General features: G+C 53.1%; 14 protein-coding genes. 1 reads left to right on the top strand and 13 read right to left on the bottom strand.

The window, feature by feature from the left end; all coding sequences use genetic code 11:
- Positions 1–2: 2 nt before the first annotated feature.
- Both A3193_RS09730 and A3193_RS09735 read right to left on the bottom strand, forming a co-directional pair.
- Positions 3–2,561, bottom strand: coding sequence for a PAS domain-containing sensor histidine kinase (locus A3193_RS09730; protein ID WP_069014604.1), 2,559 nt, complete (start codon positions 2,559–2,561; stop codon positions 3–5).
- A 332-nt stretch (positions 2,562–2,893) separates the two neighbouring features.
- Positions 2,894–3,295 carry a PilZ domain-containing protein gene (locus A3193_RS09735; RefSeq protein ID WP_069006611.1) on the bottom strand — a complete coding sequence of 134 codons (402 nt, stop codon included), beginning with the start codon at positions 3,293–3,295 and terminating at the stop codon, positions 2,894–2,896.
- A gap of 131 nt (positions 3,296–3,426) precedes the next feature.
- Here A3193_RS09735 and A3193_RS09740 point away from each other — a divergent pair, with 131 nt between their 5' ends.
- On the top strand, positions 3,427–3,876 hold the full coding sequence (locus A3193_RS09740) for an RDD family protein (protein WP_069006610.1): 450 nt from the start codon (positions 3,427–3,429) through the stop codon (positions 3,874–3,876).
- Between the two features lie 230 nt (positions 3,877–4,106).
- On the opposite strand, the gene A3193_RS09745 is transcribed toward A3193_RS09740, so the two are convergent.
- The 11 genes from A3193_RS09745 to A3193_RS09795 all read right to left on the bottom strand — a co-directional run bounded on the left by A3193_RS09745 (position 4,107) and on the right by A3193_RS09795 (position 16,107).
- A complete protein-coding gene (locus tag A3193_RS09745) occupies positions 4,107–5,399 on the bottom strand; it encodes an adenylosuccinate synthase (RefSeq protein ID WP_069006609.1) in 1,293 nt (430 codons plus the stop codon).
- 81 nt (positions 5,400–5,480) lie between these two features.
- Entirely contained in the window at positions 5,481–6,665 is a 1,185-nt protein-coding gene (locus tag A3193_RS09750) for an ATP phosphoribosyltransferase regulatory subunit (RefSeq protein ID WP_069006713.1), read from the bottom strand.
- An 8-nt stretch (positions 6,666–6,673) separates the two neighbouring features.
- Positions 6,674–6,859 (bottom strand): DUF2065 domain-containing protein, encoded by a 186-nt coding sequence (locus A3193_RS09755; RefSeq protein ID WP_069006608.1) that lies wholly within the window; start codon positions 6,857–6,859, stop codon positions 6,674–6,676.
- A gap of 262 nt (positions 6,860–7,121) precedes the next feature.
- Positions 7,122–7,376, bottom strand: a complete 255-nt coding sequence (locus tag A3193_RS09760; protein ID WP_141694777.1) for a hypothetical protein — start codon at positions 7,374–7,376, stop codon at positions 7,122–7,124.
- 341 nt (positions 7,377–7,717) lie between these two features.
- Positions 7,718–8,584 (bottom strand): protease modulator HflC, encoded by an 867-nt coding sequence (hflC, locus tag A3193_RS09765; protein WP_069006606.1) that lies wholly within the window; start codon positions 8,582–8,584, stop codon positions 7,718–7,720.
- Positions 8,584–9,741 carry an FtsH protease activity modulator HflK gene (hflK, locus tag A3193_RS09770; protein WP_069006605.1) on the bottom strand — a complete coding sequence of 386 codons (1,158 nt, stop codon included), beginning with the start codon at positions 9,739–9,741 and terminating at the stop codon, positions 8,584–8,586. Before hflK ends, hflC begins: the two co-directional genes overlap by 1 nt.
- Positions 9,742–10,039: 298 nt before the next feature.
- Positions 10,040–11,320, bottom strand: a complete 1,281-nt coding sequence (hflX, locus tag A3193_RS09775; RefSeq protein ID WP_069006604.1) for a ribosome rescue GTPase HflX — start codon at positions 11,318–11,320, stop codon at positions 10,040–10,042.
- A gap of 96 nt (positions 11,321–11,416) precedes the next feature.
- Entirely contained in the window at positions 11,417–11,686 is a 270-nt protein-coding gene (gene hfq, locus A3193_RS09780; RefSeq protein ID WP_069006603.1) for an RNA chaperone Hfq, read from the bottom strand.
- A 155-nt stretch (positions 11,687–11,841) separates the two neighbouring features.
- Positions 11,842–12,813 carry a tRNA (adenosine(37)-N6)-dimethylallyltransferase MiaA gene (miaA, locus tag A3193_RS09785; protein ID WP_069006602.1) on the bottom strand — a complete coding sequence of 324 codons (972 nt, stop codon included), beginning with the start codon at positions 12,811–12,813 and terminating at the stop codon, positions 11,842–11,844.
- 1 nt (position 12,814) lies between these two features.
- Positions 12,815–14,617, bottom strand: coding sequence for a DNA mismatch repair endonuclease MutL (gene mutL, locus A3193_RS09790; RefSeq protein WP_069014605.1), 1,803 nt, complete (start codon positions 14,615–14,617; stop codon positions 12,815–12,817).
- Between the two features lie 170 nt (positions 14,618–14,787).
- On the bottom strand, positions 14,788–16,107 hold the full coding sequence (locus tag A3193_RS09795; protein WP_083218479.1) for an N-acetylmuramoyl-L-alanine amidase: 1,320 nt from the start codon (positions 16,105–16,107) through the stop codon (positions 14,788–14,790).
- Positions 16,108–16,133: the final 26 nt, after the last annotated feature.

Here is a 16,133-nt window from a genome sequence, read left to right on the forward strand (position 1 = left end):
GACTAAAAACCCGGTAATTCAATTGTTGGATCTGAAGGGAGAACCAATCTGAAGGTTGCTCCATGACCATATTCAGACTCTACTTCAATCATTCCCTTGTGATCCTGCATGATTTTTTGACTGATTGGTAATCCCATACCCATACCGCTCTTTTTAGTAGAAAAGAATGCATCGAAAAGATGTTTCTGTGTCTGTTCCGGTATCCCCGAACCACTGTCCTGGACTAAAACCTGAACCTCTCTGGCACTCATTCTACCGGTTTTCAGTACCAGTCGCCGTTGATTCTGATCAACTTGTTTCATTGCATCGATGGCATTGCGTACCAGATTCAACATCACCTGTTCAATCTGTACCAGGTCCACTTCGACCGGTAGCACGCCCTCCGACAACTCCAGTATCACTTCCACATGCTGTCGGTTGGCTTCAAATTCTATAAATGACGCCACCTCCAACACCAAGTGGTTGAGATTGACCACTTCATGCTCCTGGGGTCGTTTGCCAACCAGGGTTCTCAAACGCTTGATGATCTCCCCCGCCCGCTCAGCCTGAGCGGTTATCTGAGCAATCGCATCGATGATCTCCGGCTCACCCCCTTTCCCGGATTGCATCCGGCGAACGCAACCACTGGCGAAGTTGACGATGGCAGAGAGTGGTTGATTCAGCTCATGCGCCAGACCTGTGGACATCTCACCCATGGTGCTGAGCCGGCAGACATGCACCAGTTCGGATTGGTGCTGTCGGCTCTGCATCTCAGCCATGCGGATTCGTGTGATGTCCCGGCCGTAGATGTTGACATATTCGAGTTCCAGGATTGGCGCAAGCTGCAGGGAAAAGATCTGACTGTCCAGATTGATTTCATACTCTTTGGTGGTTCCCTCTTTCAATGAGCTGGCAACCAGGTTTTTCCAGTACAGCGGCAGTGTCTGACCCCGTTCACAATCCCAATAGCCCATCAGCGGTTCACTGGCGGCGTTGGCATAGACAATCACACCACGTTTGTTGATACGCAACACCGGACTGGGGTTTTCACTGGCCAGTTTTGCCAGACTGGTGATTTCACGCTGAGCCTGTTTTTGCCCCGAGATATCCCGCAGATAGACATTGAATACCGTCTGTTGCTGCAGACGGATCGAGATGACAGAACACTCAACGGATTTCTCCTCACCATTCACCGTGACAGCCTGCATCGCCTGCCCTCTGCATTTGCTGTTCGAGGCCGACATGCTGATGCAGGCCGTGAGCATCGCCCGAAAGCGCTCCCGGTCGTTGGGATGTATCGCCATCTCTTCAAGATGACGACCGATCAACTGGCTGCGGCTGTAACCGAATGTTTTGAACGCTGTACCATTGACCTCAACGATTATGCCCTCCTGATTCAGCGTCACGATCGAGACCATTGAGTTATCGAACAGAGCACTTTTCAGCACCTCTGTCTCACGCAACCGCTCTTCCTGTTTATTGCGCAGCGTATCGCGGGCACTGATCAACTGCCGAAAGAAGGCTTTCACCCAATCCTCCAACAACAGCAACTGGTTGCCTTTTTTGGTTACCGGCTGTTCGATTCCCAGTGCTTGCTGGCCGAATCGGGAAATCCGGATCAGCACATGGCTTATCTTGGCCGATATCAGATAGAAGATGACAGAAAAGGCGATGATATAGACCAGTGCCGCAAGAAATCGATCCTGCTGGGCCAGTTTGGTGATGTTGAGAATGGTCTTTTCCACCGCATCACGGGAGACCAGCGTTGTGAACAGCAGGCTCTGCTCCATCGACTGAAACCGGGTGATCGCCTGGGATGTCAGCAGATAGTTCTCATGCCAGTCATTCAAATGGGAGTTTCTTGCGATCATCTCCCGATTGCTGCTGGATAACAGCTTCAGTGTGTTGGCGTCCACCAGAGCAATCAGGGTATCGGAATCATGGGTCATCGATTGTGATTCCAATAGAAACTGATCATCCACCGGAACAATCAGCAGCAGGACCGCAGCCAGATCGTCTTCCAGATAGGAGACATTCGACCAGACCAGTAGATAGGGTACCTGATCGATCAGTGTAACCAGCGCCTCATTGCGTCCCGAGTAGAATTCAAACAACTGGTCCAGATCGAATGAGAGTGACTGTTTCTGATAGATCTCCCTTGGCGTCGCCCGATTATCCAGTAACACCACGTGTTTCGGCTCGATGGAGTTGAGTTTGGGGTAGCCGGGATCCAGCCACTCCGGTGTCTGCTGGTGGAGGATCGCCTGTGTATCCGAGTTCTTACTCTGATGCCATGCATTTGAACCAAGATAGTTCCTGATGCGCCAATGGTTCGACAACCCACTCCCCACCTTGCGCCACTCCTGCAAAAACTGTTCAAACCGATGGCGGGTCTCAACCGCCCGCACATCGAGTCTTCTGACCAGTTCATCATGAAACAGGTTTGCCAGTCGTCTGTCCTGGATCGGCTCCAATACCAGCCACATCAAAAGACCACACAAGATCCCAACCAGCAGGGAGAGCGCAGGGAGTGGAACGGCAGCCAGTTTCGCCTGCCATTTTGAGCTTCTCAATGCATTCATGCTTTCCCTGTCAGCTGAAAAATCTGTCTGCTGCCTGTTACTGCTTTCGTTTTGGCATTTCGCATAATTAAATAGTGATAGTTTTTAGATTCAATGGGTTATTTGTACTCTTCTTGACCTATCGATTCCAGTCCTATTGACCGGGAGACTGAATCTGTCATGTCCAACCCAAGTTTGCTTGCGGAAGAGAACTGGCGGGGCAAAGCATGATCAGCTCAGCTTGGTGAACGGCTCATCGGCCAATTCAGCAAAAAAAAAGACGCTGAACGCGTCTTTCTCAATAGATCCAGTTAACTGGAATGGAATCGTTATTATTCAGGAGGTATTCGTAATCAGTATATTGATGCTCTCTGGTTTTTCACCGGATCGGGATTTCTGGTGGCTTTATAACCCTGATAGAGATAGGCTCTCTCTGCCACTGTGGCATATCCGTAGAGCGCTTTTCGAAGCATCTGCCTGACACTGGAATCCAGCTCACTGAACATAAGCCCCAGACAACCCGATTGTTGATGTACAACCATGGCTTTAGCATGACACTGACTGGTACCGCCGCAGGCTTCGACTGGGAATGAGACCTCAACAATTGTATTAATCTGTTGTGACTCCTCACCAATATCAACTAACATGCCACTGAGACTTATATTACGAACTTTCCCTTTCAGTTTACCGAGTTTGCGATCTTTGATGGTGATCTCACATGAAAGTAGTTTTCTGTGATCACATCTGTGTTCCATGCTATGGCTCCCCGTTATCAGATGTCACTGAACATGAACTCCAAGTATGGATCCTGCGGTGCAATTTTCAAATTCGGATTATCGCGTCTGACTGTTAGGGTTTTCCCTTTTATGAGCTTTATTATCCGATCATGACTGAACAACCACAGAGTCCCCATGACCTCACTGACGCTGTAGCTCCCGGACTGCTGAGGCGTCTGGGCGCAATCTTTTACGATACGCTTTTGCTCACAGCGTTGGTGTTTGTCGCCACTGCAGCAGTCACTCTGCCTTTTGGAAATCCGACTGGTGACTGGTTACTGATTTTTCAGATATTTCTCTTTGAAATCATACCGTTGGTATTCTTTTGCTGGTTCTGGATCAGGGGTGGTCAAACCTTGGGTATGCGTGCCTGGCGTCTCAAGCTGGTCTCAATGGAGGGCCTGCCAGTGGATTGGAAACAGGCGCTGAAACGCCACTTCGCAGCCATTCTCTCACTGTTGGTTTTCGGCTTCGGTTTTATCTGGGTGGTGTTCGATTCCGACAACATGGCCTGGCATGACAGACTCTCGGGAACCCGCCTGATTCTGACCAAAAGTTGACCCAGATCACATTCTGCTCAGAGAGTACAATTCAGGCTCATTAAGACCACTAACCCGTTATAAGTAGATACCTACCCACTAATAGGTAGACAGAGATAAATCTGCTTAATTAAAGGTGAGAAATTATTGATGCGGAAGCTGATCTCCCGCATCAACAACATGAGCTGATTGAATCTGCTAGTGCCTGTTAACACCAATCCAATCCGCCCTTCTGGGCACAAAAACAGGCCCTAGCCGAATGGATGACGACGAATGATAGTCTCGTTGCGATCAGGTCCGGTTGAGACAATATCGATCGGCGTATCGCACAGGGATTCAATTTTACTCAGATACTCTCTGGCAGCCTGGGGCAACTGATCGTAATCGGTAACGCCGACTGTCGACTCCTGCCAACCCGGCATCTCGATGTAGACCGGCTCACATTTTTCAAACTGATCAGCACCACAGGGGGGTGTCGTCACTTCCTGGCCATCGAGCTTGTAGGCGACACAGATCTTGATCTTGTCCAGGCCGTCCAGCACATCGAGTTTGGTGATACAGATACCACTGACACTGTTGATATCAAGCGAACGACGCAGAGCCACACTGTCCAACCAGCCGCAACGCCGCTTACGTCCGGTGGTGGCACCAAACTCATGACCTTTCGTACCCAAGTGATTGCCATCCTCATCAAACAGCTCGGTTGGAAAAGGACCGGCGCCGACACGAGTCGTGTAGGCTTTGACGATACCCAGAACATAATCGATATAACGGGGACCGATACCGGTACCGGTTGCAGCGCCACCAGCGGTGGTATTGGAGGATGTGACATAGGGATAGGTGCCATGATCGATATCCAGCAGGGCGCCCTGGGCCCCTTCGAACATCACATGTTTACCATCCTGACGCAGCTGATGCAGGGTACCGGTAACATCTTCGACCATCGGCTTCAGACGTTCGGCTTGCACCAACAACTGATCCAGCACTTCCTGATAATCAACTTCGCCATACTCGAACAGATGTTTGAGCGCGAAATTATGGTACTCCATCACTTCACGCAGGCGCTCAGAGATGTGTGCCTGGTCAAAGATCTCACCGAGCCGGATGCCCCGCCTGGCGATTTTATCTTCATAGGCTGGCCCGATGCCGCGCCCAGTGGTACCAATGGCTTTTTTGCCACGGGCCTTTTCACGCGCCGCATCCAGAGCGATGTGATAGGGCAGAATCAGTGGGCATGATTCGGAGATTCCCATTCTGTCAGAGGCAGGGACCCCGCCCTTCTCCAACATTTCAATCTCCTCCAGCAGGGCATCCGGTGCCAACACCACACCATTGCCGATCAGGCAACGCACCCCTTCACGCAACACACCCGAGGGTATCAGATGCAGTACGGTCTGCTCGCCATCGATAACCAGGGTATGCCCAGCATTGTGTCCCCCCTGAAATCTGACGACGGCAGACGCCTTGTCAGTCAACAGGTCAACAACCTTGCCTTTGCCCTCGTCTCCCCACTGTGTTCCGATAACTACGACATTCTTGCCCATGGCTCTCTCAAAAACGTTAGATCCGGGTAAACCGGATTTTTATTACAAAACCTGTCGATTCTTACAGATATATTTATAAAATCAAACAGAAATAAGTTGCCAGCGGCCATCCAACCACTGCAGCTGCTGTTGGCAGCCCATCTCGGCCGCTCCTCCGGATTGACCTGGCAAAGCACTGATTACCCGGTGACCCTCACCACGCAGTCGTGCAATCTCCTGGGTGAGTGCCGGATCTTCGGAGGCCGGTGCAAATATCACCATTTCATCGGTGATCTGCAATTCGGGCTGTGCAACCCGGATCAGGTTCTTCAGATCCGTACTGAAACCGGTTGCCGGTCTGCCACGTCCAAATACGCTGCCGATGGCATCGTAGCGTCCTCCCCTGGCGATCTCCTTGCCATTCCCCGGCACAAAGGCTGCGAATACAACCCCGGTATGAAAGTGATAGCCTCGCAGTTCCGCCAGATCGAAGTGTACCGGCACATCGGGTAACCATTGTGCAATCTGGTCGGCCACGGCCTGCAGATAGTCCAGGGCCTCAATCACTTTCGGTGAAGCCTGTTTGAGCTCCTCTCGAGCCTGGCTCAATGCCTTGTCCCCATTCAGCTCCCCGAGACGCAGCAGCATGGCAGCAGGTTCCTCGGCGATATCAAACGAGGCCAACAGGGTCTCAATTTCCGCCAGGGCCTTACGCTGCAGAGCATCGAACAACTCCGTCTCCTGGCGTTTATTCAAACCGGCCTGTTCCGCCAGCCCCTTGAATACGCCCACATGCCCCAGGTCGAGATAGACATCTTCGACCCCGGTCTTATTCAATGTCTCCATCATCAGCCGCAGGATCTCGATGTCACTCTCGATGCCGCAGTGTCCATACAGCTCAGCACCGATCTGCAATGGGCTACGGGTGCCGGCAAAACCATCGGAGCGGGTATGCAGGACAGTGCCTAAATAACAGAGTCTGGTGGGATGTTGCGCCTGGATTCGATTGGCGTCGATGCGTGCCGCCTGAGGGGTGATATCGGCACGAATCCCCATCAGCCTGCCGCTCATCTGGTCTGTCAGTTTGAAAGTATTCAGGTCCAGGTCACTGCCGGTTCCAGTCAGCAGGGAGTCCAGAAACTCGACAAACGGCGGGATGACATAGTCGTAACCCCAGCTGCGATAGAGATCCAATAGTTCTCGCCGCTTACTCTCTACGACCTGCGCCTCCTGGGGAAGCACCTCATCAATGCCGTCAGGCAATATCCAACGTTCGTTTTCCATCATCGCCAAGATCAATTCACCAGATAGAGCAGGATAACCCCAGAAACCATACTGACCAGACCGCTGATTCGCATGGATCGATTGTCGTGTTGGGCAATCATCAGCAGGATTGAGCGCATGCTGTTGGGATTCAGAAAAGGCCAGATGCCTTCGATCACCAATAGCAGAGCCAACGCAACAAGCAGATCATGCCACATCTGTCATACCCCAAAAAAAAACCGGGTTCGTCCCGGTCCTGTAATGACGCCTTATTCAGGCCGCCGGACATTTTCCCAGAGTGGGCTTCGGTTGTCCATTCATCGATTGGCTTTGCTCAATCAGGTAAGCTGTTTCTTCCACAGCCATGCTCCACGACGCTTAATCTATTCAGCAGAGAATCGCGTGCAGACCAGTGATTTCTGCCATGACACGCATACTTAAGAAGCGGCCCCTGCAGCGCCCGTTGATATTCCAGGTAGGCTATTCAAGCATTTGTTCACCGGTTTTGTATTGATTGATGTCGCCTGGGCTCAAATAGGCAGGATTGGAGTTGATCTTCAGCTTTGCATGGAGTTGATGAGCTTGATCCTGACCGAGATAGACCAGAGTAAAGGCCTGGCGACAGATAAACTGAACTTTATCCTGTGGTGGGACAAACGGGGAGGTATCGGCCCGATAGTTGTACAGGACGAGCTTTTGAAGGTCTTTTTTGCAGATTGAGTGGTGTGTTTTCAACAATCTCCGGCTCAACCCTGCCCGTTTCCAGTTTTGCATCGATCAATTGTGTCAGTGGATGCAGCAGATCGGCCAACCCATCCCGGTTCTCTCCAGGCAACCTGGAAATAACACCATTTATGGTACTGCCAATGTTGAGTTTTATCGTCTCAGCAGACTGGGATGCATACCATTTCCCCAGCACAAAGGCAGCCACACAGAGAGCTGTAATCGACTACAACCAAGCTGAAATGTTGATAATCCGATTCATGCATCTTCCCTGACGCACGCAATAGAATGATCTGACTCATCTGGCTAACCCGCCTCCTCCAGTTGGAGAAGGCGGGTGAGTGAGGATTAAACTACTGACCAGTGCTGTTTTTCAGATAGCGGAAAAAGTCTGAATCCGGTTGCAGCACCATCACATCGGAAGAGTCCTGAAAGCTGTTTTTATAGGCATTCAGGCTTCGATAGAAGGCGTAGAACTCACTGTTCTGACGATAGGCGTTGGCATAGGTTTCGGCAGCCTTGCCGTCACCCTCACCACGCATTATCTCAGCTTCCTTGTAGGCATCAGCGACGATGACGATATACTCGCGGTCCGCATTGGCGCGGATTCGTTCAGCAGCCTCGGCACCTTTCGCACGCAGGTCTCTGGCGACACGCTCACGCTCTGCCCGCATACGCTGATAGACCGATTCACTGACCTCTGGCGGCAGATCGATCTGCTTGACCCGTACATCGAGGATTTCAACCCCCAGTTCCGCGGCCATCGAATCGGCATCCTTGGTCAGCTTCGCCATGATCTCGGCGCGTTCACCGGAAATTACATCCTGCACGGTGCGTTTACCAAACTCATCACGCAGACTGGTATTGATCCGTTCCTGGAGCAGTCGAGCTGTCTTGTCCAGGCTGCCGCCTGTGGAGCGGTAGTACTGGGCCACATTGGCGATGCGCCATTTGGCGAAATAGTCGACGATGACGTCCTTTTTCTCCGCGGTCAGGAAACGCTCAGGACGGGAGTCCATGGTCTGAATCCGGGCATCGAAGGTCTCGACATTGTTGACGATCGGCCACATCAGGTGCAGACCAGGCTTGTAGTCGGTTGCGACGATTTCACCCAGACGCAGTTTCAGGGCAACTTCCCACTGATTGACGATGAAAGTCGCCGAATAGAAAAACACCGCGGCAACCGCAACAATAGGGATAATCAGTTTCGATATTTTCATCAACGTACCCCCCTGGTGCGGTCCACATTGCGGAACTTGGTTGTTTCAACCGGTGCACGGGAAGAGTCGGTCTTGCTTGAAGCCGTACCTCTACCGACACTACCCTGCTCAACACCTTGAATCAGCTTGTCCAAAGGTAAGTACATCAGGCTATTACCTCCCCCTTCAGCCGTATCGAGCATGACTTTGCTGGTCTGACCCAGCATCGATTCGATTGCTTCGAGATAGATTCGCGCCCGAGTGACCTTGGGCTCCCTCTCATACTCTTTGAGTATTGCCAGGAAACGACTGGCGTCACCCTCCGCTTCTGCTATCACCCGATCCTTGTAGGCGCTGGCATCCGCAAGTCTTCGAGCTGCCTCACCTCGCGCTCTGGGTACCACTTCATTAGCGTAGGCCTCAGCCTGGTTCTCAAGCTTCTCTTTATCCTCACGGGCTTTGATGGCATCGTCGAAGGCGCTTTTCACCTGCTCAGGCGGCTTTGCCGGTTGCATGTTCACACTGGTGATCGTCAAACCGGCCTTGTAGTCATCGATCAAGCCCTGGGCACCGGTTTTAATCCGGTCGGCAATCGCGCCACGCCCCTGGGTGAGAATGAAATCCAGGTCACTTTTACCGATGATTTCACGAACCGCGGTTTCCGTGGCATCGCGCATGGTTTTGTCCGGATCGCGATCCTGGAAGAGATAGTCGGCCGCGTCCTGAATACGAGACTGAATGGTAAACTCCACGTCGACGATATTCTCATCCCGGGTCAGCATCTGCGCCTTGTGTCTAAACGAGGTGATCTGATCCACGTTGACGGGAATCACCCGCTCGATCGGGAAAGGTATATGCCAGTGGGGTCCCGGCGGGGTTGTTTCATGGTAAGCGCCAAAGCGTAACACCACACCACGCTCAGGGGCGTCGATGATGTAGATACCACTGGCCAGCCAGACCAGCAGGGCTATGCCGACCAGGAAACCAATGGATTTCGATCCAGGTCCGGATCCACCACCGATCGAGCCATCACCGCGAGAGGGCTTGCCTCCTCCGAAGATGCCTCCAAACTTGTCCTGTAGTTTCTTTACTACCTCATCAAGGTCCGGCGGTCCTTGATCGCCACCCTTGCCACTCCAAGGATCTTTACCGTTTCCACCCGGTTCATTCCAGGCCATTGATCACTCCAAACTTGGTTATTGATTGTTAACAGCATTTGTCAGCTGCCCGAATCTGTATATATGGGGGCATACTGACACGATTCAATCTTCGATTCCTGACTGCCCACTAGGTAGACATCTACAGCATATCCTGCAGCCGCACATTCTAACAGCAGGTTTCAGGATACGATACCATCGGTTTCGCGTACAGACTAACCCGAATCTGTTGATACCCTAACAAGTGAAACTGCACCGGCAATGAGGGACAACGGCACAATCTCTCCTGTTTTCAAACTAAAACGGGATTCGCTGGTAGTCAGACTAAACAGCTCTCGAGTGCAGGTTCCTCTTTGAGTAAACGTCGAAACTCCCTCTCAGACATATCGATATCCATCTCCCAACCTCCCTCATCGGTGGAGGACTCATTGATCACAGCACCACGTTCAAATAAAAGCGCATGCAATCTGCCGTTTTCCGGGTTCAATCTGAGCTTCTGCCTGACATGGTTTTTACGGTAGTACTCCGCCAATGCCTGCAGCAGAAGATCGCAGCCTTCACCGGTCTGTGCCGAGAGCCAGATCCTGGTGATCATGCCGTTTTCATCCCGGTCGATTCTGGGTTTGACGTCCTCCAGCAGATCGATCTTATTAAACACTTCAATCTGATGGACCTTGTCGGCCCCGATTTGTTGCAAAACCTCATTCACTTCAGTGATACAGGTGGCACGTTGATGACTGGCAGAATCGATCACGTGCAGCAGCAGTGAGGCATCGGTGGTCTCTTTCAGCGTCGATTTGAATGCGGCCACCAGATCATGGGGCAGATGGCTGATGAAGCCTACCGTATCGGCCAATACAACCGGCCCTTCCCTATCCAGTTCAAGTCTTCTCAATGTGGGATCCAGGGTCGCAAAGAGCTGATCCGCCGCATACACATCCGATCCAACCATGCGGTTGAAGAGGGTTGATTTACCGGCATTGGTATAGCCAACCAGGGAGACGGTTGGGATGTCGGCACGCTCCCGCCCGCGTCGACCCTGCTCACGTTGGGAATTGACACGGGTAAGACGTTTTTTGATCTGGCTGATACGCTGATTCAGCAATCGTCTGTCAGTCTCCAACTGGGTTTCGCCCGGCCCTCTCAGTCCGATACCACCCTTCTGTCTCTCCAGATGGGTCCATCCTCTGACCAGTCGGGTCGACAGATGTTGCAGTTGTGCCAGCTCAACCTGCAGCTTACCCTCAAATGAACGGGCACGCTGAGAAAAGATATCAAGAATCAACCCGGTTCTGTCGACCACCCGGCAGCCGAATGCCCGCTCAAGATTTCGCTCCTGACTGGGGGAGAGCGCGTGATCGAAGATCACCAGATCGGCACCTTCGGAGGAGACGATGTGACCGATCTCCTCGGCCTTGCCCCGGCCGACAAAATATTTCGGATCGGGCTGGCGGCGACTGCCAGAGACAAAGGCTACCCTCTCCGCACCAGCAGAGCGGGCAAGATCCTGGAATTCCGCGATTTCATCGGGATCACTGATCCCATTCAGATCCAGATGAACCAATACAGCGCGTTCACCCGACTTAGGACGTTCAAACATGTTGGAAACAGTATGGGGATAGAAAAGTGCAGAGGTTTAAAATGGGCGCATCCATCTCATGGTACGCCCTTTAAGCAAAAAGATATTGACAATTTTTTAAAAATTACCACTGCCGGCGGCGGATCCATCCTCTTCGGATTGACCGTTGGCATGCTGGATGCGTACATTTCTGGCTGGCACCACAGTGGAGATAGCGTGCTTGTATACCATCTGACTGACACTGTTCTTTAACAGCACTACAAATTGATCAAATGACTCGATTTGTCCCTGAAGCTTAATACCATTCACTAGAAATATTGAGACAGGTACCCTTTCCTTTCTCAATGCATTTAAAAAAGGGTCTTGTAAACTTTGCCCTTTAGACATGGAAATTCTCCTTATTGTGTTTGTAGTTTTAAACGTAAAAACAAGCGCGAAAAAATGGTAGTAAATATCTACTTCACAAGCGAAAGTGTAGCATACTGTGTTTTTATCCAAGTATTCAAAATATCAATACCTCAAATTTATTAAAAATCAAATACTCAGCCTGGGCCAGCCAACTCGGGAAACTTAGCTGAAATCAGCGCCAGAGCCTGCTCCACAACGTCACTGCCGTCATACAGCCAGTGGCACTCCTGCTCAGCCCGCAACCAGGTAAACTGGCGCTTCGCCAGCTGGCGAGTGGCGATGATACCTCTTTCCACCATCTCGTTCCTGCTGATCTCACCGAGCAGGTAGTGCAGCATCTGTCGATAGCCCACGGCCCGCATCGATGGCATCGCCGGCGTCAGATTGCCCCGGCTCAACAGCTCACGGACCTCTTGCTCAAAGCCGCTTGCCAGCATCTCTTCAAAACGATGTGCAATTCTGTCATGCAATACCGCCCGCTCCTTGGGGGCACGAACCAGTTTCAATACCCGGTATGGCAATATGTGACCTTTGTCAGACTGTTGAAGTTCACTCATGGCCCTGCCACTCAGTTCAATCACCTCCAGGGCCCGTAGTATGCGCTGGGTATCATTGGCATGAATCTTCGCTGCGGCTTGCGGATCAAGGCGCTCAAGCCGCTGATGCAGTGCCGCCAGGCCGAGCTGATCCATCTCTCCTTCGAGACGCTTTCGAACCACCGGGTCGGCAGCCGGCAGGTCAGAGAGCCCCTGGCTCAAGGCCTTGAAATAGAGCATGGTGCCGCCAACCAGCAGCGGCACCTTTCCTGACGCATGGATCTCCCCCATCGCATCCAGGGCATCCTGCCTGAAAGCGGCGGCGGAGTAGCTCTCCGAGGGGTCGATCATATCGATCAGTCGATGAGGGGCAAGATCCAGCGTCTGCCGATCCGGTTTTGCGGTGCCCACATCCATCCCCCGATAGACCAGGGCGGAGTCCACACTGATGATCTCCAACGGCAACCGGCGCACCAGCTCGACCGCCAGCGCGGTCTTACCTGAGGCAGTAGGACCCATCAGAAAGATCGCTGCAGGCAGCTGCTCCTGAGTCGGTGGGGATTGCGCCATCTCAACGACCGCGCAGAAACAGGCGATCGAGCTCACTGATGGTAAGTTCGGTCCAGGTGGGTCGGCCGTGATTACACTGATCCGCCCTTTCAGTACGCTCCATATCTCTCAGCAGGGCGTTCATCTCATCCAGCTCCAAACGACGGTTGGCACGTACAGACCCATGACAGGCAACCGTAGCCAGAACCTGATCGATCTCCTCTTTCACTCGCTGACTGCTGCCGTGCTCAATCAGATCCGAGAGGATGTCCCGTAACATCTTTTCCGGATCCGCCCCCTGCAGCAGTGAGGGGATGGAGCGGATCGCCAGCGACTCCCGTCCGGAGCGACTGACTTCAAAGCCCATCCGCTGCAGCAGATCAACGGCATCTTCCGCCAGATCGGCCTCCCTGACGCTGACAGAGACAGAAATCGGCACCAGTAGCGGCTGATGGCTGATACCCTCTCCATGGTAGCGCTGTTTCAATCGCTCATAAGTGATCCGCTCATGGGCAGCGTGCATATCCACCAGTATCAGGCCGCTCTGATTCTGAGCCAGGATGTAGACCCCGTGCAGTTGTGCCAGTGCATAGCCCAGTGGAGGAACCTGTTGCGGCTGACGCTCAGTGATCGCCTCATCTGGATCTGCAGCAATCGGTTGTTGAGCAGTAAAACCCGCCTGATAGGCAGCCGGCCGCTCGGCTACACGCCAGTCGAGCCCCTGCTGCCTGGGCGGGGTGTATGGGTGTTCAACCGCTCCCAGAGCGGTCACCGGAGGTTGCAGATTCACTGCCTCATTTTGCCCGCTCTCAGCGGTTGCTTGGGGCCGGGTATCGGCCAACAGACGATGCAGTGCCCGAAAGATGAAGTCGTGCACCGAGCGTGAATCCCGAAACCGCACCTCATGCTTGGTCGGATGAACATTCACGTCCACCTTATGGGGATCTAGGCTGAAAAACAGCACATAGGCTGGATGGCGGCCATGATAGAGCACATCCTGGAATCCCTGACGAATCGCATGGGTTACCAGCTTGTCACGGATCATACGTTGATTGACATAGAAATACTGCATGTCCGCCTGGGCACGGGAGAAACCGGGTCTGGCAACCCAACCGGAAAGTGAGAAATCCCCCGCCTGCTGCTGAATTGGCAGCGCCTGTTCGAGAAACTGTGCCCCGAGCAACTCCAGCAGACGCTTCTCCTGCTGCTGCCGATTGTCACAGGGTGGCAGTGAAAAGATCGCCCGGCGATTATGCTGGAGGGTGAATCCCACATCGAAACGGGCCAGGGCCAGACGTTGAACCAGCGCCTGGATGTGGCCGAACTCGGTCTTTTCGGTACGCAGGAATTTGCGCCTTGCCGGGGTGTTGTAGAAGAGATCCCGAACCTCAACGCTGGTCCCCTGAGGGTGTGCCGCCGGTTTGCACTGCAGCGTCTGGTCGGTGCCGTCACCGCTGACCTCCCAGGCCTGCTCAGCGTCCTGGTGTCTGGAGATCAATCGCAGATGGGAGACTGAGCTGATGCTCGGTAACGCCTCGCCACGAAAGCCCATGCTCTGCAGCGACTCAAGATCCTCAAATTGAGTAACCTTACTGGTCGCATGGCGCGACAGGGCCAGATTCAACTCCTGCTGGGGTATCCCCACCCCATCGTCCCGTACCCGCAGACGTTTGATACCGCCCTGCTCGATCTCGATCTCGATATGACGCGCACCGGCATCCAGGCTGTTCTCCACCAACTCCTTGATCACGGAAGCCGGTCGTTCGACGACCTCACCGGCGGCGATTTGATTGATCAGTTGTGGTGGAAGTGTGCGAATGGGCATAGTCAGGCCCCAGAGGTTACAGAAACATTGCACCATAATGGCTCAGGGTCCCGACTTCAAGATCCGTTATCGGGTCGAGGGAGTTTGGCAGCAGAACCCGGCCGCTGTCATGCACTGCCAAGAGGGGATCAGATGAGCTTAATGGGCACAACAGCCAGGCTGAAAATGGATCAGCTGCCCGGTGGTATCTGCAATACCTGTCCGATACGGATGGTGTCGTTTTTCAGATCATTGACGTGACGTAGCCGTTTGACACTGATCTGGTAGCGATTGGCGATCGCAATCAGGGTGTCACCGGATGAGATCACGTGTTTACGGGTTTTCTGATTGGCCGCCAGCCAGGTACCCGGTGGAGGCTGATACTTGAAGTAGTCACGGATCCCCTTCATCAGCGCCCTGGCCACTTTGGTCTGATGTTTGGGATCGCGCAGCCGGCGCTCCTCATCCGGGTTGGAGATGAATGCCGTCTCCACCAGCATGGAAGGAATGTCGGGTGATTTCAGCACCACAAAACCGGCTTGCTGGACCCGGCGCTTATGGGTCTTGCCCAGGGTCTTGAGTTCAGACAATACCCGACTGGCTGCTTCTGAACTGGCCTGCAGGGTACCGATCTGGGAAAGATCGAGCAGCACCGATGCGAGCATGTCGTCCTTATCCTCCAGGGAGACACCTCCCACCAGGTCAGCGCTGTTTTCCCGCTCCGCCAGCCAGCGGGCCGCTTCATTCGAAGCGCCACTGCGGGAGAGTGTATAGACAGAGGATCCTCTGACTTTTGGGTCACGGAAGGCATCGGCATGAATTGAGACAAACAGATCCGCCTGATTGGCCCTGGCCTTTGCAATACGTTTTCTCAGCCCAAGATAGTAGTCCCCATCCCTGATCAGGACGGCGCGCAACCCTTTCTGCTGATTGAGCATCTTCACCAGTTTGCGACCGATCGCCAGCACCACATCCTTCTCATAGGTCCCTTTGCGCCCGCGGGCTCCCGGATCTTCACCACCATGACCGGGATCCACCGCAATCACCACATCCCGATGACCGGCTGTGTTCGCCTTTTTCGCCGTCTTGACCGGCCCATTCCGGCGTTTGATTCCGGTTTTACCATCATACAGATCAACCACCAGCCGATGGCCATACTCCCGGTTGGGTCGTAGTGAGAAACTCTTTGGCTTGACCGCACTGTTGAGATCGAACACCACCCGCACATCGTGGTCATTGCGTTTCGCAGTACGCATACCACGGATGATCTTGTTCTCTTTGGTGGGGTCAGGCAGGTGCTTGGTGAGGGAGGTGTTTTTCAGATCAAGGACCAGGCGATCCGGGCCCTGCAAGGTGAATATCTTATGATTTACCTTGCCATTGGCGTCGAACACCAGACGCACATGATCCGGTGCAGACCATATCCTGAGACCGGTAATCTCAGACTGCTTTGCTTGTAGCGGTAGTGCGCTGATCAGCATGATCAGCAGCATAGCGAGTCTAATCCTCATTGCCCCATGACCCGTAACACTGAAAA

This window comes from Candidatus Thiodiazotropha endoloripes, assembly GCF_001708965.1.
Classification (GTDB): Bacteria; Pseudomonadota; Gammaproteobacteria; order Chromatiales; family Chromatiaceae; genus Thiodiazotropha; species Thiodiazotropha endoloripes.